Source organism: Candidatus Binatia bacterium (genome assembly GCA_036504975.1).
GTDB lineage: Bacteria > Desulfobacterota > Binatia > UBA9968 > UBA9968 > JAJPJQ01.
The window spans coordinates 19,352-38,695 of record DASXUF010000017.1 but is presented as its reverse complement, the minus strand read 5'-3'; the positions used below and the strand labels follow the sequence as shown (position 1 = coordinate 38,695).

The 19,344-nt window shown below is 59.2% G+C and carries 18 protein-coding genes and 1 pseudogene; 13 read left to right on the top strand and 6 right to left on the bottom strand.

Annotated features, from left to right (window positions below; genetic code table 11):
* Positions 1–3 precede the first annotated feature (3 nt).
* Together pyrR and VGL70_02490 are read right to left on the bottom strand one after the other, a co-directional pair.
* Positions 4–546, bottom strand: a complete 543-nt coding sequence (gene pyrR, locus VGL70_02495; protein HEY3302386.1) for a bifunctional pyr operon transcriptional regulator/uracil phosphoribosyltransferase PyrR — start codon at positions 544–546, stop codon at positions 4–6.
* Positions 533–1,825, bottom strand: coding sequence for a M20 family metallo-hydrolase (locus tag VGL70_02490; GenBank protein HEY3302385.1), 1,293 nt, complete (start codon positions 1,823–1,825; stop codon positions 533–535). Before VGL70_02490 ends, pyrR begins: the two co-directional genes overlap by 14 nt.
* Before the next feature lie 211 nt (positions 1,826–2,036).
* Between VGL70_02490 and VGL70_02485 the strand changes: the two genes are divergently transcribed.
* Positions 2,037–2,933 carry a LysR family transcriptional regulator gene (locus tag VGL70_02485; GenBank protein HEY3302384.1) on the top strand — a complete coding sequence of 299 codons (897 nt, stop codon included), beginning with the start codon at positions 2,037–2,039 and terminating at the stop codon, positions 2,931–2,933.
* A gap of 77 nt (positions 2,934–3,010) precedes the next feature.
* Here VGL70_02485 and VGL70_02480 read toward each other — a convergent pair whose 3' ends face one another.
* On the bottom strand, positions 3,011–4,093 hold the full coding sequence (locus VGL70_02480) for an extracellular solute-binding protein (GenBank protein ID HEY3302383.1): 1,083 nt from the start codon (positions 4,091–4,093) through the stop codon (positions 3,011–3,013).
* 230 nt (positions 4,094–4,323) lie between these two features.
* On the opposite strand from VGL70_02480, the gene VGL70_02475 reads away from it, so the two are divergent.
* From VGL70_02475 to VGL70_02460, 4 genes and pseudogenes are all read left to right on the top strand, one after another.
* The gene (locus VGL70_02475; GenBank protein HEY3302382.1) at positions 4,324–4,992 is read left to right on the top strand and encodes an orotate phosphoribosyltransferase; all 669 of its coding nucleotides are present in this window, start codon (positions 4,324–4,326) and stop codon (positions 4,990–4,992) included.
* Positions 4,993–5,184: 192 nt separating this feature from the next.
* Complete coding sequence (locus VGL70_02470) at positions 5,185–6,075, top strand: hypothetical protein (GenBank protein HEY3302381.1); 891 nt, start codon at positions 5,185–5,187, stop codon at positions 6,073–6,075.
* Between the two features lie 202 nt (positions 6,076–6,277).
* The gene (locus VGL70_02465; protein ID HEY3302380.1) at positions 6,278–6,697 is read left to right on the top strand and encodes a hypothetical protein; all 420 of its coding nucleotides are present in this window, start codon (positions 6,278–6,280) and stop codon (positions 6,695–6,697) included.
* A 343-nt stretch (positions 6,698–7,040) separates the two neighbouring features.
* Positions 7,041–7,172 (top strand): annotated as a pseudogene (locus VGL70_02460) (dienelactone hydrolase family protein).
* A 27-nt stretch (positions 7,173–7,199) separates the two neighbouring features.
* On the opposite strand, the gene VGL70_02455 reads toward VGL70_02460, so the two are convergent.
* The 3 genes from VGL70_02455 to VGL70_02445 form a co-directional block, all read right to left on the bottom strand.
* Entirely contained in the window at positions 7,200–9,521 is a 2,322-nt protein-coding gene (locus tag VGL70_02455; protein HEY3302379.1) for a molybdopterin cofactor-binding domain-containing protein, read from the bottom strand.
* A 155-nt stretch (positions 9,522–9,676) separates the two neighbouring features.
* On the bottom strand, positions 9,677–10,162 hold the full coding sequence (locus tag VGL70_02450) for a (2Fe-2S)-binding protein (protein ID HEY3302378.1): 486 nt from the start codon (positions 10,160–10,162) through the stop codon (positions 9,677–9,679).
* 5 nt (positions 10,163–10,167) lie between these two features.
* Positions 10,168–11,079, bottom strand: a complete 912-nt coding sequence (locus tag VGL70_02445) for a xanthine dehydrogenase family protein subunit M (GenBank protein ID HEY3302377.1) — start codon at positions 11,077–11,079, stop codon at positions 10,168–10,170.
* Between the two features lie 165 nt (positions 11,080–11,244).
* Between VGL70_02445 and VGL70_02440 the strand changes: the two genes are divergently transcribed.
* From VGL70_02440 to VGL70_02405, 8 genes are all read left to right on the top strand, one after another.
* Positions 11,245–11,637, top strand: coding sequence for a cupin domain-containing protein (locus VGL70_02440; protein HEY3302376.1), 393 nt, complete (start codon positions 11,245–11,247; stop codon positions 11,635–11,637).
* A 22-nt stretch (positions 11,638–11,659) separates the two neighbouring features.
* Positions 11,660–12,700 carry an ABC transporter substrate-binding protein gene (locus VGL70_02435; protein HEY3302375.1) on the top strand — a complete coding sequence of 347 codons (1,041 nt, stop codon included), beginning with the start codon at positions 11,660–11,662 and terminating at the stop codon, positions 12,698–12,700.
* A gap of 9 nt (positions 12,701–12,709) precedes the next feature.
* Positions 12,710–13,489, top strand: a complete 780-nt coding sequence (locus VGL70_02430; protein HEY3302374.1) for a hypothetical protein — start codon at positions 12,710–12,712, stop codon at positions 13,487–13,489.
* Positions 13,490–13,498: 9 nt separating this feature from the next.
* Positions 13,499–14,581, top strand: a complete 1,083-nt coding sequence (locus VGL70_02425; protein ID HEY3302373.1) for a cupin domain-containing protein — start codon at positions 13,499–13,501, stop codon at positions 14,579–14,581.
* A 172-nt stretch (positions 14,582–14,753) separates the two neighbouring features.
* A complete protein-coding gene (locus VGL70_02420) occupies positions 14,754–15,617 on the top strand; it encodes an ABC transporter substrate-binding protein (protein HEY3302372.1) in 864 nt (287 codons plus the stop codon).
* Entirely contained in the window at positions 15,614–16,564 is a 951-nt protein-coding gene (locus VGL70_02415; GenBank protein HEY3302371.1) for a PhnD/SsuA/transferrin family substrate-binding protein, read from the top strand. The genes VGL70_02420 and VGL70_02415 overlap by 4 nt, the downstream gene beginning before the upstream one ends.
* A gap of 22 nt (positions 16,565–16,586) precedes the next feature.
* A complete protein-coding gene (locus tag VGL70_02410; protein ID HEY3302370.1) occupies positions 16,587–17,678 on the top strand; it encodes a cupin domain-containing protein in 1,092 nt (363 codons plus the stop codon).
* 204 nt (positions 17,679–17,882) lie between these two features.
* A complete protein-coding gene (locus tag VGL70_02405) occupies positions 17,883–19,325 on the top strand; it encodes an ethanolamine ammonia-lyase reactivating factor EutA (GenBank protein HEY3302369.1) in 1,443 nt (480 codons plus the stop codon).
* Positions 19,326–19,344 lie beyond the last annotated feature (19 nt).

Here is a 19,344-nt window from a genome sequence, read left to right as displayed (position 1 = left end):
GTCTTACCTGCTGATCACCACTTCGTCTATCCTATCCACTTCCTTGAGCCGGACCTTGACATCCCCGCCAGCGGGAACGGCGATCTTCTCGCCCACGTAGTCGGCCGTGATCGGCAGCTCGCGCCCGCCGCGGTCGATCAGCACCGCGAGGTGAATGGCTTTCGGCCGGCCGAGATCGATCAAATGATCCATCGCGGCGCGGGTAGTCCTGCCGGTGTGCAGCACGTCGTCCACCAGAATGATCGTTTTGTTGTTGATGTCGAACGGAATCCGCGTGTGGTCCACTTTCCCGTCGGGAAGCAGCGTGTTGAGATCGTCGCGATAGAGCGTGATGTCCATTTCGCCGAGAGGAATTTCCTTTCCTCCGGTTTTTTTCATCATCTCGCCGAGCCGCCTGGCGAGATGGATGCCGCGGGTGCGTATGCCGATGAAGGCGAGCTGACCGGAATCCTCGCGCCTCGAAAGCTCGCGGCAGAAGCGCTCGAGATGCTTTTTGATTTCCCGCCCGTTCAAAATGCGGGCGCTTTTTCTTTCAGCTTTCTTCATGGGCGACGCCCACCATCGTCTCCAGGAGAATTTGCGCTCCCAGGCAGATATCCTCCGGGTCGGTCCACTCCAGCGGGCTGTGGCTGATGCCTTTCTTGCTCGGTATGAAGATCATGCCCGCGGGGGCGATCTTGGCCATCTGCATCGCATCGTGGCCCGCGCCCGACGGCATGATCTCGTAAGGAATCTTTTTCCCCTCGCAGATCTCTTGTATCAGCGAAAGCAACTTTTCATCCAGCGGCACCGGCTCCTCGGAGCGGATCGGCAGGATCTCCACGGCGATATTTCTTTTCGCCGCGATCTCCCGCGCGCGCTTTTCGACCAGGCGGGCGACGCGCTCCTTCGCCTTGGCGGAGATGCTGCGGATGTCGATCGACAGCTCCGTCTTGCCGGGAATCGCGTTGATGACGCCGGGCTCGATCTTCAGCGCGCCGACGGTGCCGACGACGCGTCCTTTTTCCACCGCGGAATGCTTTCTCGCAACCTGTTCGATATAAGTGATGAGCTGCGCCGCGGCGACGAGCGCGTCTTTTCTCATCTCCATCGGCGTCGTGCCGGAGTGGTCCGCCTGTCCGGTGAAAACCGCGCGCAGGCGGGTCGGCGCGGCGATCGCAGTGACCAGGCCGATCTTTTTCTTTTTCGCTTCGAGCACCGGCCCTTGTTCGATGTGCAGCTCCAGATAGGCCTTCACCGATCCGGGATCGCGCTTGAGCGCCGGGAGGTTGTCGCGATAAATGCCCATGCTCGCGAGAACATCTTCCAGTTTGGTGCCGCGGGCGTCTATCGCATTAGTGAGGTCCTTCATGCGCACCTGACCGGCAACGAGACTGCTGCCTAGAGTCGAGAAGCCGAAGCGGGACGATTCTTCGCCGACGAAGCAGACGACTTCCATCGGGCAGGGTAGAGCGACTCTATTTTCCTTCAGCGTTCTGACCGCCTCCAGGGCGCCGACGACGCCGACCGGACCGTCGAACTTGCCGCCGTGCATGACGCTGTCGAGGTGCGAGCCCGCCAGCACCGCGGCCTTGCCGCTGCCGCCGGCGAGCCGGCCGAAAATATTTCCGATCCGATCGACGTGGACTTTGAGCCCGGCCTGGGTCATCAAATGGATCAGGAGCTGCCGGCTCCTCAACTCTTGCACCGAAAAAACCAGGCGCGTCACCGAACCATGATCGCCGAGACCGATCCGGGAGATGGCGTTGAGATCGCCGAGCAGACGATCTTTGTTGATAGCGAGGCCGCGCGTCGGAATCTCGCGCTTGGCGGCAGTCGACTTCATCGGGCGCATTGTACCAGTTTCGGGCGCGGCGTGAAAACCGATCTATCTGCAACTGCGCCACAGAAACCGAAGCCAGCATGCCGGCCGGAGCGCTTTGCCGCAATTGCAATGACGAGTAAAATTTCTTCTAGCACCTATAAATTTAAATGCATGGGATTCGCTATTTTCATCTCTGACTTCTTATGGTAGGAAGGTCCCGGGAATACCGCGCATGACCCTGTATCAGCTCGAAGCCTTCGCCCTGGTCGCAAAGCTACAGAGCTTCACAGAGGCTGCCAAAGAACTGGGTGTAGGTCAGCCGTCCATTTCAGCCATGGTCATCCAGCTACAGAAAGAGCTTGGGATCAAGCTTTTCGAGAAACTCGGTATTAAGAGTCACCTTACCGAGGCAGGAAAGAGGCTTCTCCAGAGAGCACAAACCATACTGGCGCTTGTCCAGGAAATCAAAGACGAGATGGAAGAACTCAGGGGCTTAAAAAAGGGGAAAATCTCCGTCGGCAGTTCAGGGTTTGGCACGAGCTTGATCTTGCAGGCTGTGGAGAAGTTTAAGGAAGAATATCCGGGGATCGATGTCAATCTGACGTTTCAAGCAAGTGAAACGTTGCACCAAAAACTTCTCAACGGCGAACTCGACGTCGCTCTGCTTGGCAGACACATCGAGTCTCCATTGACCGTCGCCGAGCCTTATCGTGACGAGGAGATGGTATTTATTAGCCCGCCCAAACATCCTCTAGCCATGAAGCGCTCAGTACCGCTAACAGTCTTAGCAAAGGAGTCGTTTATTAGCTACGAGAAAAGTGCCCCGGTAATAAAACTGATCGAGGAAAAATTTGCAACGAAAGGAATTGCTTTTAAACCCCGCGTAGAGATAAGTCTGGCAATGGGGACTAGAGATGCCATAAAGAATGCGGTATCAAGGGGACTTGGCATCAGCATACTCACCAAGTGCCACATTCTCAGCGATGTAAAAGCAGGTCGCCTCAAGATCTTGAATGTTCCAGAATGGAAGGTCAAACGTACCCTGTATATTACCTTTCACAAACGTCGAAGGGATTCCTCTTGGGTTCGGCTATTTGTTGACTTCCTGAAAGGTTACAAAAGCGATTGATAGGTTGAAAGGAACAAATCGCCGAGAACTTTTTTAGCGCCGAAGAGTACGAGCTTGACGGTAGAGAGAAAGCCTCTTCAGCGGTTTAACAAGTGGCGGGTTCGCAAATCGAGGTACGGTTTTCCTAGCTGTTCAACGTCAAGTGGGTTTAAGAGAACAACGCGAACACCTCTCTGCTGCAGATTTTCGAGGTCGAAGTCGGGATGCTCTATCTTCATCCCAACTCGCCCGGAATGAAGCTTTTTCTCGACCAATATTCTCTGGCTGCCTTCGGAAAGCAGATAGTCAACCAGTAGGGCCGCCGCGTAAGGATGTGGAGCACGCCTTGCGACGCCCAGAGGCGCCACAGCACCGGGTGTTGGGTTGGGAAAGACCATTTCGATAGGACATCCCTTTTGCTTCAAACCGATGATCTGGAAGACGTAAAGTTCAATTGCGGCGTGAAACTCACCGGCACAGAGGAGCTGAGTTGTAAGCAAATGGCCGCTGCGAACTACCGCGCCGTTTTTGATTAACGCCTGCAAAAACTTCTCCGTCTTTTCAGTTCCCCAAGCCTTAATCCATCCCATGACGGCACGATCAGGCGTCGAGTCAATGGCGAAGTGCCCTTTCCATCTTGGGTCGAGGAAATCCTCATATGTCTTGGGAGACCCGACTTTCGAGACGAGGCGCGTGTTGTAGGCGATGACTGCGAAAACATCAGTGACCGAGGTCCAATAACCTTCTCGATCTTTATGATCGCCTGAGTAGAAATTTCTCTCCGGTGAGTTATACCGTCCGATCAGGTCGGCTTTCATGAGAGCAGCTAGATATTCGTTTGCCGCGGAGACAACGTCCACGTTGTATTTTCCGGCTCTCGCCTCGGTTGAAAGGCGCTGCGCTACCCCCTCGCCCCTCCCACGCCAGATTTTAACTTGGATGCCTGGATAGTGCCGTTCAAAATTCTCCTTTAACGGTTCGGTGAGATCTGCGTTGAGGGTTGTGTACCAAGCCACCTCGCCCTCCGCTTTGGCCTTCGACAGCATGAGCTTCTGCCGCTCCTGGCTGGATGACTTGGCGAGATCCCTCCAGACCTCCTCAGGCTCGGCGGCCATGCCGGTAGAAAGAAAATAGATGGGCAAGGCAAGGAACGAGACCAGCAATGAAAGGCGGTTCCTCATGACCAATCCTCCTTGCTCCTCTTTTCCGCAACCTTGATGACGATAGGACCCAGCGGCTACTCTATACGTTATATTTGGCGACGGTGTCAACGGTTGTCGCGGAAGAGACTGAGTTACGGCTCCCGATCTCGATGCTCGATCGCTTCCAAGGCCCCGGCATGCGAGTAAATCATATTGGCAACCGCGGGCGGCTGTGTTATAGCCGGTCTGTTCTCAGGAGGTGAGATGCGATGAGCGAAGTTGCCAACCGAATCGGCGAAATGCTTCTTCAGACCGAGGCGATCGCGTTCTACAAGGAGCGGCCATTCGTCTTTGTATCGGGCCGCATCTCGCCCGTCTACATTGACTGCAGGCGGCTCCTTTCTTTCCCCGATGTGCGTGAGGAGATCATCACGGAGATGGCGAAAAAGGCCGAGACGGAAATCGGCCTGAGTAAGATCGACGTCGTCGCGGGCGGCGAGACGGCGGGCATCCCGTACGCCGCGTTCGTCTCGCAGAAGCTCAAGAAGCCGATGATCTACATCCGCAAGCAGCCCAAAGGATACGGCGGCACCAAGCAGATCGAAGGCATCCTCGAAGAGAACCAGCGCGTGCTTTTGGTCGAAGACCTCATCACCGACGGCATGAGCAAGCTCCGCTTCAACATCGGCATCCGGGCCGCGGGCTCGAAGATCACCCACTGCCTCTGTGTCTTCGAGTACGGCTCCGACAATCTCAATCTCCACGAAGGAAAGAAAGCTCTCGCCGAGCACGGCATCGAGCTTCACACGCTCGCCAACTGGGACCACGTTCTCAGCGCCGGCCTCGGCAAAAAATATTTCAGCGAAGAGGCCGGCAAGCAGATCCTCGATTTTCTAAAGGACCCGGAGAACTGGGGACGGAAGATGGGGTTCGTATAGCTCGACTCGGACACTTCACGTGGGAGACCCGCCCGCTTGACTGGAAGCCTCACGGGTATAGTATTGAGTCTCTCGTTTTCTAATTTCGCCTTTAACGATTTTTCTACCATTCGCTAGCCGATCAATGCCCCACGTCAAGGCGGCAGCCCGGCGGAGAACGCAGCGCAAGAATACGCTGTTCGGGAGGCTTCGATGGTTCGTGTTGTGCTCTATGGCCTTTTTCTCCTGTTCGCTTCTCTCGGCGTCGGATGTGCGCTGGTGCATATTCCACTCACAGCCGAGCACGCAGCCATGGTCGGTCCGACCCGCGTTCACGCCTCGATTCCGCAAGAGGAGGTCACGGCCGTCGTGGAGAAGTCCTACGTCGGTATGATGGCAGGGGGCGGTATGTTGTTAGCGCTGGTCGACGCGGCCGTGGAGTCGAACCGCGCCTCAGCCGCCAATAAGCTCATCGAGCCCATTCGCCGGGACGTGAGCGACTTCGATTTTCGCGCGCAGTTCTACGCGGCATTGGAGAAAACGCTTCGCGGCATCGCGACCATCAAGCTCGCAAAGTTCGAGCCCACGGTTAAGCCGCTGAGCGACAAAGACCGCGCCGCGCTGCGGAAGCAGATTCCCGAACAGGCGTTTCTATCCGTGGCGACGAGATACGAGCTGACCTCGGATTTTCAGGCTCTGTGGGTTATCACCGAAGCATCGTTGTGGTTGCGCGATGAAGAGGACGCAGTCTATCTCGCCAAATATCATTACTACACGCCGCCCATCGCACCGGCGAAAGACAGCGAAGCGGCGGCAGCGGCGTGGGCGGCCAATCGCGGCGCAGCTTTGCGGGCGGCGTTAACCGAAGGGATCGCCGAGACCATGAAGATGTTCCGGCTCGACCTGCGCGCCGCGCCGCAGCCTGTCGGAGCTTTGACCGAGGAGCCGAAGGTCTCTCCGGGTCCTATTCCCGCCGGGGCTGCGCCGTCATCGCTGACTTACCTGGCGAAGGAAAAACAGCGCTCCATCGTCCGATACGGTGACGTCCTGTACTCCGTGTCGGCAGAAGAGGTCTTCGTGCCGGCTCAAAGTTCGAGTCCGTGAGATGGTTTCAGTGCACAAGCAGGAGCGCTGCCCGTACCCACTTCAGCGCCTGGGTAATGTCGCACGGATCGGGATTTTTGCGGCATCCCTCGCGCTATTCTCCGCCTGCGCTAACACCGAGCCGATCTTTGTCAATTTGATACGCGACCCTTCCGCGTCCGGCTCGGCCGATGAGCATGCAAACAAGCAGTCATGCCGCATTGTGATTGTGTCCGTAACCGACGACCGTACGAATCGCGAGACTTTGGGAGTCGCCTCCGGCCAACCCATCATCGGCCATAGCGTCGTCGAGTGGGTTGCGCGCGGCTTCCGCGAACTCGGCAAAGCCGGCTACCCGATTCGTAGCTCGGGTCAAGAGGACGTTCCCTCGGGCAGCGACCTGATAACCGAAGTCAGCATCCGGCGCGTTTACGCCCGGACCTTCTTGACTCAGTTCGAAGGGGTCGTTGCACTGAAAGTGAAGTTTTCCGGCCGCCAGGACCCGACCACGGAGCGCGATTATCGAGCCAGCGCCATACGGCAAAACTGGGTCAATGGAAACGTCGAAGTCGCGAACCTCTTGAACGACGCGCTGGTCGCAGCGGTGCGTCGTATAGGAGAAGACATCGAGCGAATCTGCTGACCGTTACCGGCGTGTACGTGTCAACGTCTGACCCACAGGAGCGTTACACCGCCTAACCCTTTCTCGCGCGTTTTTTTTCCGCCAAGAATTGATTTGAAACGACCGGTGCGATAGCCTCGCCGCATCGCACTTCACGTCGAGGAGTCGATCGTATGGAGAGAAAAAAAGCGAGCGATTTCGACCCGCAACTGCTCAGTCTTTTTCACAGATATGTGCATGAGGGCATCAGCCGCCGCGAGTTTTTGGACGGGGCGGCCAAATTCGCCGTCGGCGGCCTGACGGCAACCGCGTTGTGGGACATGCTTCGCCCCAATTATGCGCTGGCGCAGCAAACGGCGTCAAGTACGAGGCGTATGTGTATCCCAAAACGAATCACGGCTTCCACAATGACACGACGCCCCGCTATGACGAGGCCGCCGCCAAACTCGCCTGGCAGCGCACCATCGACCACTTCAACAAGTATTTGAAATCGTAGCATCCGCCGCGCCGAGCGGAATGACCTTCACGCCGCTGTTTTTTTCTTCTTCTGCTGCATCGCCCAGTAAATCCGCTCCGGGCTCAGCGGCAGGTCGTAGACTCGGACGTCGATCGCATCGGCGACCGCGTTGCCGATGGCCGCGGGCGTCGGTGCCAGTCCCGGCTCGCCCAGGCCCTTCGCGCCGTAAGGCCCTTCGGGCTCGGCGCATTCGACGATGATCGAAATCATTTCCGGCAGATCGAGCGAGGTGACGAGATGGTAGTCGAGGAACGAAGGGTTGCGCACTTTTCCGTTCTCATCGACGACCAGGTGCTCATGCAATGCCGAGCCGATGCCCATCGCGAGGCCGCCTTCGATCTGCGCCACGCAGTTGAGCGGGTTGATCGCCTTGCCGACGTCGTGCGCAGCCGACATGCGCAGGAGGCGCGCGCGCCCGGTCTCCTCGTCCACGGCGACTTCCGCTGCCTGCGTCGCGTACATATAAAATGCCGACGCGTGATCGCTGTGGCCGGTCTCGAGATCGAGGTCCTTCGCGATCTGATACGTGTACGAGGCGTCGCCGCGAACGGTTCCCTCCGCGCCGAGTTTTCTGCGCACGACTTCGCCGACCGTGAGCGCCATCTCAGGATGGTTCTTTAAAAAGACCTTGCCGTCGGCGAAGGCGATTTCTTCCTTCTTCGCTTCAAGCATCGGCGCGGCCATCTCGGCCAGCTTGTCGCGCGCGTCGATCGCCGCGCCGCGCACCGCGTTGCCCATGTGGTACGTGCTTCGGCTCGAAGTCGTCGAGGCATCGAACGGGATCGCGTCGGTGTCGAGCGGCGCCATGCGGACTTTCTCGATCGGCAACTTGAGCTCCTCCGCTGCGACTTGAGAGAGGATCGTATTGCAGCCCTGGCCGATCTCGACCGTTCCGGCGAGGACGGTCGCTTCGCCTCTGGCGTTGACGATCACGCCGGCGCTGGAAGTCGTCGGCGTGCGCGTGGGCTTGGAGATGCAGGCGATTCCCTTCCCAACCCTTAAACCCTTCGATCCTTCAACCCTTGAACCCTTTTGTCCCCACTCGATCGCTTCGGCGGCTTTGGTCAAAGTCTCTTTGAGGCCGACGCTGTGGAGTTGCTCTCCCCAATACGAGAGGTCGCCGTCCACGAAAACATTTTTCATGCGGAACGCGAGCGGGTCGATTCCCAATCGCTTCGCCAGCTCGTCGGTGTGCTGCTCGACCGCCCATGCTCCCTGCGGGATGCCGTAGCCGCGGTACGAGCCGGCGACCGGCGCGTTGGTATAGACAGCGTAGCCGTCCACCTTCACGTGCGGGATGCGATAAGGCCCCGGCGCGGGGAGGCTCCCGCGGATGCAGACCGTCGGGCTCTTCTCGGCGTACGCGCCGCCGCCCCAGTAGAGGGTCATCTCGCGGGCGCGGAGCGAGCCGTCTTTCTTTACGCCGCTTTTCACCCGGACAATCGCGCCGTGGCGCGTGAGCGTGGAGATGAAAGTTTCCTCGCGGTTGAACTTTACGCGCACCGGCCGGCCATTCGTATGAAAGGCGAGCGCCACGGCGATCGGCTCGACCTTGAGCCCGCCCTTGGAGCCGAAGCCGCCGCCCTGCAGTGGATTGATGAAGCGAATTTTCTCTTTCGGAAGATCGAGCGCCTCGGAAATCTCGTGCAGCGCACGGAACGGCGCGTCGTTGGCGACCCAGATCGTGACTCGGCCGCTCGCGGGATCGACCTCAGCGTGAGCGGAGTGCGGCTCCATCGCCGCGTGCTGGATGATCGGCACGGTGTAGCGCTCTTCGAGGACGAGATCGGATTCGCGGAATCCTTTCTCGACGTCGCCGGTCCTGAGCTTGAAGTGCTCGCAGACGTTCGGCTGAGTCCCGGGCGTGATGGATTCCATCTTGCGATAGCTCGCGAAGTTTTCGTGAATCGCGACGGCGCCGGCCTTACAAGCGTCTTCGGGATTTACGTAGACGGGGAGATCCTCGTACTCGACTTCAATGAGCCGCGCGGCGGCTTGCGCCGTGTCTTCATCGACGGCGGCGACCGCTGCGACCGGCTCGCCGATGTAGCGGACTTTGTCCTGCGCGAGGAACGGTTTGTCGCGGATCGATTCGCCGTGAATCCACGGCGCGTCTTTTCCGGTGATCACGGCGACGACGCCGGGATATTTTTTTGCCTTCTCCGTATCGATGCGCTTGATTCTGGCGTGCGCCTTGGGGCTGAAAAGTACTTTGCCGTAAAGCATGTTCGGCAAAACGAGATCGTAGCCGTAGACTGCTTCGCCGGTGACTTTTTCATCGGCGTCCACGCGCGTGACCGGTTTTCCGACGACGGTAAGCTCTTCCATATCAATCGACTCCGTAATTAGTCATCCTTCTTGTTGGCGCCCTTCGCGGCTTTGCGCGAGATTCCCTCACCCAACCCTCTCCCTGAGGGAGAGGGAAGGGGTGAGGGTCGCGCCAAGACGCCAAGGTCGCAAAGTAAAAAAGTATATCGACTCGACTACGCACCCCCGCGCTTCGCGCGCAATTCCCGTCCCGCATCCTGGACCGCTTTGACGATCTTCGCGTAGCCGGTGCAGCGGCAGAGATTGCCGGAGATCGCGAAGCGGATGTCTTCCTCGCTGGGATCGGGATTCTCGTCGAGCAGCGCCTTGGACATCATGAGCATGCCCGAGGTGCAGTAGCCGCACTGAACGCCGCCGTCCTGGATGAACGCCTGCTGGACCGGATGCAACTCCGGGCCGATCTTCAAGCCCTCGATCGTGACGATGTCTTCGCCGTCGAGCTCGCCTGAGAAGATGAGGCAGGAGTTCACCGGCTTCCCGTTCAGCAAGACCGTGCAAGCGCCGCAGTCGCCGGTGCCGCAGCCTTCTTTGGTTCCCGTGAGGCCGATCTCGTCGCGGAGCAAATCAAGCAGAAGACGGTGCGTCGGGACTTCAAGGTCGGTTTTCCTGCCGTTCAACGTGATCCGAATCTTTTTTTTCATACGCCTTAGTACCTTCTATCCCTTCGCCCCATCCACGACTCGGCTCTGCCGGCGACGGCGTTGAGCAGCGCGCGCTTGGTGTTCACGCGGACCATTTCTCTGCGGTAGTCGGCCGACGAGCGCACGTCGCTGATCGGTTTCGATTCCGCGGCCGCCTCCGCGCCCGCTCGCTCCGCCAGCTCTTCCGTCATGATTTGATTTTCCAGCAGCGCCTCCGCGCGACGCGCCCGCATCGGCGTGGGCGAGACCGCGCAGAGAGAGATGCGGGCTTTCGCGCAGCGTTTTTGGCCGCCGTTCAGGACCAGCGCGACCGCGACACCGACGTAGGCGAGGTCCATCATTTCGCGCGGCGAGAACTTGATGTACTCACCGACCAACGAGGGGCTCACCGGAGGAATGATTATGGAAGTAAGAATTTCTTCGGCAGCCATTACGGTCTGGCCTGGGCCGCGGAAAAATTGTTCCAGCTCGATCGTCCGCTCGCCGTTCAGGCCGGCGATCTTTGCCGTGGCGTCGAGGACAAGAAGGGCGGGAGCGACGTCGGCCGACGGCGTCGCGTTCGCCATGTTGCCGCCGATGGTGGCGCGATTGCGAATTTGGATTGAGCCCACTTCTGCCGCGCTCTGCGCGAGAAAAGGATATTTTTTGAGAACCACCGGCGAGGTTTCGACCTCGCGCATCGTCGTCAGCGCGCCGATCGCCACGCTTCCGTCGCTCTCTTCGCGGATGCCGGAAAGGCCGGGGATGCGCTTGAGATCCACGACGTAATTCGGCGAGAAGCTTTTTTCTTTGACGGCGATGACGAGGTCGGTGCCGCCGGCGAGAAAACGCCCGCCCTGGCCTTTGTCTTTGACGAGCGCGCTGGCTTCTCGAAGCGAAGCGGGCTGGAAGATCTCGAACGGTTCAGGTCGTCTCATGTGTCGGCAAAAATTTCGTGTTGGGAAGAATCAATGGAGTTCTGATTTTCTATAACACAGGCCTTGCCCCGTTTCCACTTCCAGGGTACAAACTGCTTGAACCCGAAAGGATCGGAAAATACTCGTGGTGAACATCACCCGAGACGATCACACCGAGGAAAAGATTTGGTTTTCGAGAAAACGCCGATGGGGAGAGTGGCGCTGGCGGTCGAGCCCAAGCGCGGCTGTTACGTCAAGACGGTTTCCAGCTTGATCGCCGAGATTTTGCCCGGCGAAAAATCCGGCGCGCACCGGCACGTTTACGAAGAGATCAATTATGTGGTCGCGGGCCGCGGCACCTCGATCATCGAAGACCGGCGCTACGATTGGAAGGCGGGCGACGCGCTGTCGATACCGATCTTCGCCTGGTACCAGCACTTTAATACCGGGAACGAGCCGGCGCGGTTCCTCGTCCATACCAATCGCATCGCCATGGAAAACCTCGGCTACGCGGTGACGCAGCAGGGCGAGTCGGCGGAACCCTCACCCATTCCCTCTCCCTCGAAGGGAGAGGGTTAAGAGTATGATAAGGATGGGACGCATGCAGCGGCGATTTCTCAACTTCCCCTATTCCTTCCTCTCCCCCATCGGGGGAGAGGATAAAGGTGAGGGGGCTGTTTTCGTCCTGCCGATAATTCTCGCGCTCGCGCTTCTTGTCGCTTCTCCGCTGCACGCGCAGTCGCTCAAACGCATCCGCATCGGCTCGACGACGCCAAGCATCACGACGCTCCCCAGTGAGATCGCGGCCAAGCGCGGATATTTCAAAGACGAAGGGCTCGACCCGGAGATGATCACGATCCGGAGCGCCGACATCATCATCAAGGCACTGCTGACGGGGCAGTTGGACTACTCCACCGCGCTGCCGTCTCTGGTCACGGCGGCGGTTAGAGGACTGCCGATCAAGGTCGTCGGCGTGATGATCAAAAAAACTTCTTACGTGATGGTGTCGCATCCGTCGGTCCGCACCATCCAGGATCTAAAGGGCAAGGTCATCGGCACCAGCTCTTTCGGCGCGGCGAGCGACTACGCGATCCGCATCGCGCTGCGGAAGGGCGGCCTCGATCCCAAGAAGGACGTGACGATCATCCAGGTCGGCGGCAGCGCCGGCAGGCTCGCGGCGCTGCAGGGCGGGACGATACAAGCCACGGTGCTCGTGGCGCCGTTCAACCTCCAGGCGGAAAAAATGGGCTATCGGTCCCTGCTCTGGCTCGGCAAAGTAATGGATCTGCCGCAAGGCGGCCTGGGCGCGCACGAGAAGCGGCTGCAAGAAAATCCGCAGGAGGTCGTCCGCGTCATGAAGGCGATCGCCCGCGGCATCCAGTGGGTGAAAAGCGAGCGCGAAGAGACGGTGAAGTTCATGATGAGTTGGCTGAGCTTGGACCGGAGCGTGGCCGACGCGGTGTATCCGATCGTCAGCGAGTCGCTGGCGGACTACGGCATCGCTGAGGACGGCGTGCTCGAAAGCGCCGTCGACGCGGCAAGGTTTTCCGGACTAACCGAGCGCGACGTTCCCATGAGCCAGCTACGCGACTGGTCGTTCGCGCAGAAAGCGCGGGACGAGATCTTGCAAAAGAAACGATAGGAGACTTCCGTGAGCCTGAGAATTCAACCCGGCGAGAAACTTTCATCCGAGAAGGCGAAGGCGGTCGTCGATGAGCTGTACCGCAAAGTTGCCGACCGGTGGGAAGAACGGGTCAACCGCACGCCGTTCATGACGCTTCTCAAGGAAGGGAAACTGCCGCTCGAAGCGTGGCGGAGCTTCTTTCGCAACTGGGGCGCTTACACGATCGAGATCAACACGCTCGCCGCCTGTTCTTATCAGCGCCACCTGCCGTTCTTTAAGACGCATCGCGAGCTAATGGCGCCGCTCGGCGAGAAGATCGCCGACGAGTTCATTCATCCCAAGCCGCCCGGCCATTTCCTTGTCATGTTACAGACGGCGAAGGCTTTCGGCCTCACTGAGGAAGAGATCTTCTCTCAGCCGCTGCTCTCCGGGTTTCGCGGCAAGATCGATTTCATGCGCGGCGTTCTCTCGGAGGGAACCGCCGCCGAATGGTACGGCTCGATCACTACGGAAGAGCAGATCGGCCACTGGTCGGCCGAATGCTACAAGGCGCTGACTAAGCATTACGGTTTTACGCGCGATCAGGCGATTTATTTCGCCACGCACTACGAGGCCGACCTCGAAGAGCACGAGGAAGGCGTTATGGGCCACGGCAGCTTCAATCGCCTGGCGCTGCAGCGTTTGTTGGAATCGGGCATGGCGTCCGAGCGGCCGACTTACGGCGTCGAATACTGCGCGATGACGTCGGTGGAGCTACATGGCCTGATGCTGCGCGCCGGCTTGGAGGCGGCTGAACCAGGGGCTTGAGCTGCGGTCATGAGTGAAGAGAAGGACAAATCTACCGGAAAACCGCCCGGTTACGACGACTATCTCCGCATGTACATGGAGATGGTGAAGTTCGCGAAGGAGGAGCTGAAGCGCCGGGAAACGTCGCCAGTTTACGTCCCGAGAGAAAAAATCGACCGCGAGTTCATGGGCCACAACTGGGTGGTGCTGGTTGATCCTCGGCTCGGCTTCAACGCCCGCATCCTGCGCTTCTGGATCAACGGCTTTCCGCCCGGCGAAGAAAACAATCAATGGAAGACCATGGGCCACCGTCACACGGTCGAGGCGGTGATCCACGTGCTCAAAGGCCACGGCTACAGCATCATCGACGGCATCCAATACGACTGGGAGGCGGGCGACTTTATTTGCGTTCCCGTCTTCGCCTGGCACCGGCACGTGAATCTTTCGAACGAAGACATGGTTTACGTCGCGGCGACGACCGGGCCGCTGTCGATGGGCATCGGTCTCGCGATTTACGAAGACGAGCGCTATCCCGAATACTGGATCTTCGCCCAGAAAGAAAACGGCGCGGAGAAAACCTTGCTTCCCGGCGTGGTGGATATTCCCGAAGCCCGGAGGGGGGCGCCCGAGGGACTGGATCCGGCGCAGTTCGAAAATTCGACCGCGGCAAAACTTTATTTCGATCAGTTGAACTTCGGCGAGAACGAAGAGCGCGAGCGCAGAAAGAGCCGGGTCCTCGTGAAGGGCGGCGATCTCAAGTTCGAGAAGACTCCGATGGGCCGCGTCGCGCCAGTGGTTGACCCAAAGCTCGGCTTTTATGTAAAGGTCATGTCGACCTTGGTGGCGGAGATCGAGCCGGGGGAACGCTCCGGCGCTCATCGCCATCTCTACGAAGAAGTGAATCACGTGCTTGCCGGGGAAGGCTACAGCATCATCGAGGACAAACGCTACGAATGGAAACAGGGCGACACCCTGGCGATCCCGCTGTTTTCCTGGCACCAACACTTCAACACCGGCAAAGAGCCGGCGAGATTTTTAGTGCATACGGGTAGACCCGCAATGGAAAATATCGGGTTGATGATAACGCAACAGGGTGAACTTGCATCCTTTTAAGGAGAGATTCTTCGCTTCGCTCAGAATGACATTTCGGAGCATACTCCGTCATCCTGAACGAAGTGAAGGATCTGAAATAGGATCAACGCCTATGTTTACGCGAAGCCGATTATCTGTCGCTGTCCTCTTAGGGGCGATTGTCTTAGCCTCTCCCGCTGCTGCATTGGAGAAGATGCGCCTGGGCGTCTCCGTCCGGAGCGTGGTGTTTCTGCCGTTCTACTACGGCAAAGATAAAAAGATCTTCGAGAAGCACGGCATCGACCTGGAAATTATTTCGATGCAGAGCAATCTCCAGACGATCGGTCTGGTCTCCGGTGAATTGGATTTCAATCCGGCGATCGGACCGGCGATCCTCGGGATCAGCAACGGCATGCCGCTGAAAACCGTGGCGGTTCTCTATCGCGCGCCGCTGCTCTCGCTCCTGGCTCCGGCGCACGTCGTGCGGCCGAAAGATCTGGAAGGAAAGAAAGTCGCGGTCTCGCGCATCGGCTCGGAGAGCCACCGCTACGGCGCGTTGATGCTGGAGAACAGCGGCGTCGATGAGAAAAAAATCACCTTTATCCAGACCGGGAGCACGACGGTGAGTCTGACGGCGCTCCAGCAGGGTTCGGTCGAGGCCGCGGTCCTGAGCCCGCCGTTCACCGGACTCATGGCGCGCCAGGGCTATAAGGTCCTCATGAACAGCCGCGATCTGATCGAGGCGCCGTGGCTCGGCGTCGTGACGAGCCGGCAGAAAATCCAGAAACAGCCGGATCGCATCCGGAGCTTCCTTCTCGCTTTGCGCGAGACGCTGAAAACCGTGCGCCAGGATCGGCAGGGCACGGTCGCCTACATTCAACAGAGCTGGCAGGTGGCCCCGGATGTCGCTGCGCAAGCGTATGATGACATCGCCGGCGTCATGGTTGACGATCTGGTGATGCCGGAAGAGCGCGTTAATATATTTTTGGAGCGGGCGCAGAGCCGCGGCGAGCTGGGAAAAAAGGCGCTGCCGATGAGCGAGATCTTCGATTATTCGTTCGCGCGAGGTTTGAAATGAGCCGTCCGGTAAAGAAAAAAAATCGCCCCCTCGTCCTGGCCACCGGCTACCACGTCCGCGCCCGGCCTTTATGGGACGGGAGGGTGGATACGGGCGACCTCAAGCTCAAGGTCGTTCCGTTCGAGAGCGACGGCGAGCGCCATCGGCGTTTTCTCGCCGGCGACTTCGACGCCTCGGAGCTTTCTCTGGCCCTCTACCTGGCGCTCAAGAGCAACGGCGCTCCGCTCGTGGCTATTCCGGTTTTCCCCAACCGCCGATTCCGCTACTCCTTTATATACCTGCGCGAGGATTCGCCCATCCGGGAGGCCGCCGACCTCAGGGGTAAAGCCGTCGGCGTGCCGTCGTATCTCAACACCTGCGGTCTCTGGGCGCGCGGCTTGCTGGGAGACGAATACGGACTCAAAACCCGGGACATGGCCTGGAAAGTTATCAGAAAAGAAGCGGTCGATTTCACGCCGCCGCCCGGCGCCGTCATCGAATCGTTCTCCGGAAAGCGCGACCTGCGCGCGCGCCTTCTCAAGGGAGAGGTGGACGCGTTGATTACTCCCGACGTGATCGCGGCCAGGGGAATTCGCCGGCTCTTCTCTTATACCAAGGAACTGGAAATGGATTATTTCCGGCGCACGGGAATTTTCCCGATCAACCACGCGATCGTCATCCGGGAGCAGGTTGCGCGCGACCACCCTTTGCTGGCGCGCAGACTTTATAAAATCTGGGACGAAGCGAAACGGCTGGCGCTGGCGGACGACGAAGACCCGACGTTTTCCAATTTCGTGTGGATCAGGGATTTGTGGGAAGAAGAGCGCGAGATGTTCGGCGGCGATCCGTGGCGCTACGGCATGGCGGCGAACGAAAAAGTCATCAAGACGCTGATTCGCTACGGCGTCGAGCAGGGGATCGCGAGCGCAAAAATCGATTCCGAGACACTATTTTTACGCATCGCTTGAGAAGGGGGATTTCGTCATGGTGATGGCGCGAAAAGAAGACCACTTGCGGATGCGGATGGAGCATATCCGCTTCGGCAAAGAGGAGCTGGAGCGAAGAAAAAAATCGCCGGTCCACGTCAGGGCCGAGGAGATCGACGCGCAGCTCAAAGACCACAACCACGTCTACATCGTCGATCCGCGCCTCGGCTTCAACCAGCGGACCTTCCGCTTCTGGATCAATCTCCGCACCGCCGGCGAGGAGATGGAATTCAGCGGCTGGCAATTGGGCCACCGCCATACCGTCGAGGCCGTCATCTATATTCTCAAAGGGCATGGCTACAGCGTCATTGATGGGATCAAGTATCCTTGGCAAGCCGGCGATTTAATTTGTGTTCCGGTCTTTGCCTGGCATCGGCACCACAACGAGAGCGGCGACGAGCTGGTCTATCTGGCGGCGACGACGGGCCCGCTGTCGATGGCGATGGGCATCGCGATCTACGAAGAAGAAAAATATCCCGAGTACTGGATCTTCGCGCAGAAAGGCGAGGAGGCGATGAAGACGCTAGTGCCGGGAGGCGCGGAGATCCCGGCGGAAGCGCGAGTCAAGTTCGACTCGGCCAAGTGGAAGCCGGCCGAGACGAGCAACGGCGGCGAGCCCAGTCCCGCGGAGATTTATTACGAGCAACTGACTTACGCTGAGCACGAAGAAAAACGCAGGAGAGCGGGGAAAGTGCTGGTCAAGGGAAGCACATTGCGCTTCGGCTTGACGCCGATGGGACGGGTCGCGTACGCAGTCGATCCGAAGCTCGGCTTTCACGTGAAGATCTTGGGCACTCTGCTCGCGGAAATTCCCGCTGGCAAGCGCTCGGGCGCGCACCGGCACATTTACGAAGAAACGGAATACGTGCTCTCCGGCGAAGGCTACAGTATCATCGAGGACCAGAGATACGATTGGAAGAAAGGCGACACCTTGGTGATTCCGGTCTTCGCCTGGCACCAGCACTTCAACACCGGCAAGGAGACGGCGCGATTTCTCGTCCACTCCGGCCGCGTCGCCATGGAGTCGACGGGGTACGTGCATACGCAGCAGGGGGAACCAGCGGATTACTACACTACACTAGCAAGGCGGCCATAAAGGCTCATCTGCCATAGCGTTAAGATGGTCGCGCTCGGCCGGTTAGCGGAACGCCCGCCAGTGGCGGGCTATGGCGTCAACGTACTGAAAAAAAGTACGCCTCCGCTCGCGGACCTTCGCGCGCCGCGCAGCTGAAACCTTTCTGACCGCCTTGAAGAACGGATTTTTTTAACACTGACGAGGGGCAAGATTCAAAATTTTGTTATGGATAATCACCATGGACACGACCACGAGAGCAGCGCGGTGCCGCATACGCATCTCGTCAGCGTCGGGATCGATATCGGCTCTTCGACTTCTCATCTGATGTTCTCGCAGCTCGCGATCGGCTATCCGTCGGCGCACCGGCGCCGTCCCGAAATTTTAGAGCGAAAGCTGATCGCCCGCTCTCCCGTTCTGCTGACGCCGTTCACGGGGGACTGGAACATCGAAGCCGGGCCGCTGGCCGAATTGATCGACGGCAGCTTCCGCGCCGCGGGTCTTAACCGCGAGCAAATCGACACCGGCGCGGTCATCATCACCGGCGAAGCCGCGCGGCGGGAGAACGCGCAGAAAATCGCCGAGCTTTTTTCCGCCCAGGCGGGTCAGTTCGTGTGCGCGACCGCCGGTCCCAGACTGGAGGCGCTGCTCGCGGCGCACGGCTCCGGCGCCGTCGGCCGCAGCCGCGAAGAGGCAACGACGCTTCTCAACATCGACGTCGGCGGCGGCACCACGAAGGTGAGCCTGATCGACAAGGGAAGAGTCGTCGGCGTCACGGCGCTCAACATCGGCGCGCGGTTGATCGCCTTCGACAAGAGCGGCCGGATCAGACGCCTGGAGCAGTCCGGTAAGAAATTTTTGCGCCATGCCGGTTATCAGCTGGCCCTGGGCGACCCGATCGATGCGCCGACGCTCAGGGGAGTCGCCGCGAAGATGGCGCAAATCCTTTTCGATTTGATCGCCGGCGGCGAGCCGCCGTGGAGCGAGATCATGATCATGCCTGCGCTTGCCCTGCCGCCTCAAATCGACGGGGTTCTTTTTTCCGGCGGCGTTGCCGAATATATTTACGGCCGCGAGGCCGGGAGCTTCGGGGATCTCGGCGTATTGTTCGGGAAAGAGGTGCGGGAACAGGCACGGAAGCGGCGCTACGCGGTTCTCGATTCGAGCGAAGGCATCCGCGCCACGGTCATCGGCGCGTCGCAGTATTCGATGCAGATGAGCGGCGAGACGATCTTCATTCCGAATCCGAAAACACTGCCGCTGCACAACTTAAGAGTCTCGACGGTTCAGGTGAGTTGGGATGCGCCGATCGCGGATAAAGCCGCAAAGGCGATTCGAAAGACGATCGCCGCCATGGATCCGGAGGTCAAGGGCTCGCCGTTCGCGCTGGTTTTTATCTCCCCGCCTTTCTTGGGCTACGGCGCGGCACAGGAGCTGGCGACGGGAATACGCCGCGCTTTGGCGGAGGTGCCTGCATCCGAGCGGCCGCAGATGCTCGTCTTCGAGCAGAACATCGGCCGGGTCATCGGAGAAGCGCTGGGAAAAGAACTGAGCATGCCGTGCGTGGATGAAATCTCGCTCGGCGAGATGGACTTCATCGACGTCGGAGCGATCGTGCCGGGAGAGGATTACGTGCCGGTCGTCATCAAGAGCCTGGCGTTCGGCGTCTGACGTTCGTCCGGTTTATCCT

What these genes read in the sequence shown, in the direction of transcription:
- VGL70_02425 (HEY3302373.1), top strand. Translation starts at nt 13,499, where the DNA reads ATGAGTGAAGAGAAGGACAAATCTACCGGAAAACCGCCCGGTTACGAC.
- VGL70_02420 (HEY3302372.1), top strand. Translation starts at nt 14,754, where the DNA reads ATGCGCCTGGGCGTCTCCGTCCGGAGCGTGGTGTTTCTGCCGTTCTAC.
- pyrR (HEY3302386.1), bottom strand. Translation starts at nt 546, where the DNA reads ATGAAGAAAGCTGAAAGAAAAAGCGCCCGCATTTTGAACGGGCGGGAA.
- VGL70_02415 (HEY3302371.1), top strand. Translation starts at nt 15,614, where the DNA reads ATGAGCCGTCCGGTAAAGAAAAAAAATCGCCCCCTCGTCCTGGCCACC.
- VGL70_02470 (HEY3302381.1), top strand. Translation starts at nt 5,185, where the DNA reads ATGGTTCGTGTTGTGCTCTATGGCCTTTTTCTCCTGTTCGCTTCTCTC.
- VGL70_02435 (HEY3302375.1), top strand. Translation starts at nt 11,660, where the DNA reads ATGCAGCGGCGATTTCTCAACTTCCCCTATTCCTTCCTCTCCCCCATC.
- VGL70_02485 (HEY3302384.1), top strand. Translation starts at nt 2,037, where the DNA reads ATGACCCTGTATCAGCTCGAAGCCTTCGCCCTGGTCGCAAAGCTACAG.
- VGL70_02450 (HEY3302378.1), bottom strand. Translation starts at nt 10,162, where the DNA reads ATGAAAAAAAAGATTCGGATCACGTTGAACGGCAGGAAAACCGACCTT.
- VGL70_02445 (HEY3302377.1), bottom strand. Translation starts at nt 11,079, where the DNA reads ATGAGACGACCTGAACCGTTCGAGATCTTCCAGCCCGCTTCGCTTCGA.
- VGL70_02410 (HEY3302370.1), top strand. Translation starts at nt 16,587, where the DNA reads ATGGCGCGAAAAGAAGACCACTTGCGGATGCGGATGGAGCATATCCGC.
- VGL70_02405 (HEY3302369.1), top strand. Translation starts at nt 17,883, where the DNA reads ATGGATAATCACCATGGACACGACCACGAGAGCAGCGCGGTGCCGCAT.
- VGL70_02480 (HEY3302383.1), bottom strand. Translation starts at nt 4,093, where the DNA reads ATGAGGAACCGCCTTTCATTGCTGGTCTCGTTCCTTGCCTTGCCCATC.
- VGL70_02455 (HEY3302379.1), bottom strand. Translation starts at nt 9,521, where the DNA reads ATGGAAGAGCTTACCGTCGTCGGAAAACCGGTCACGCGCGTGGACGCC.
- VGL70_02475 (HEY3302382.1), top strand. Translation starts at nt 4,324, where the DNA reads ATGAGCGAAGTTGCCAACCGAATCGGCGAAATGCTTCTTCAGACCGAG.
- VGL70_02490 (HEY3302385.1), bottom strand. Translation starts at nt 1,825, where the DNA reads ATGAAGTCGACTGCCGCCAAGCGCGAGATTCCGACGCGCGGCCTCGCT.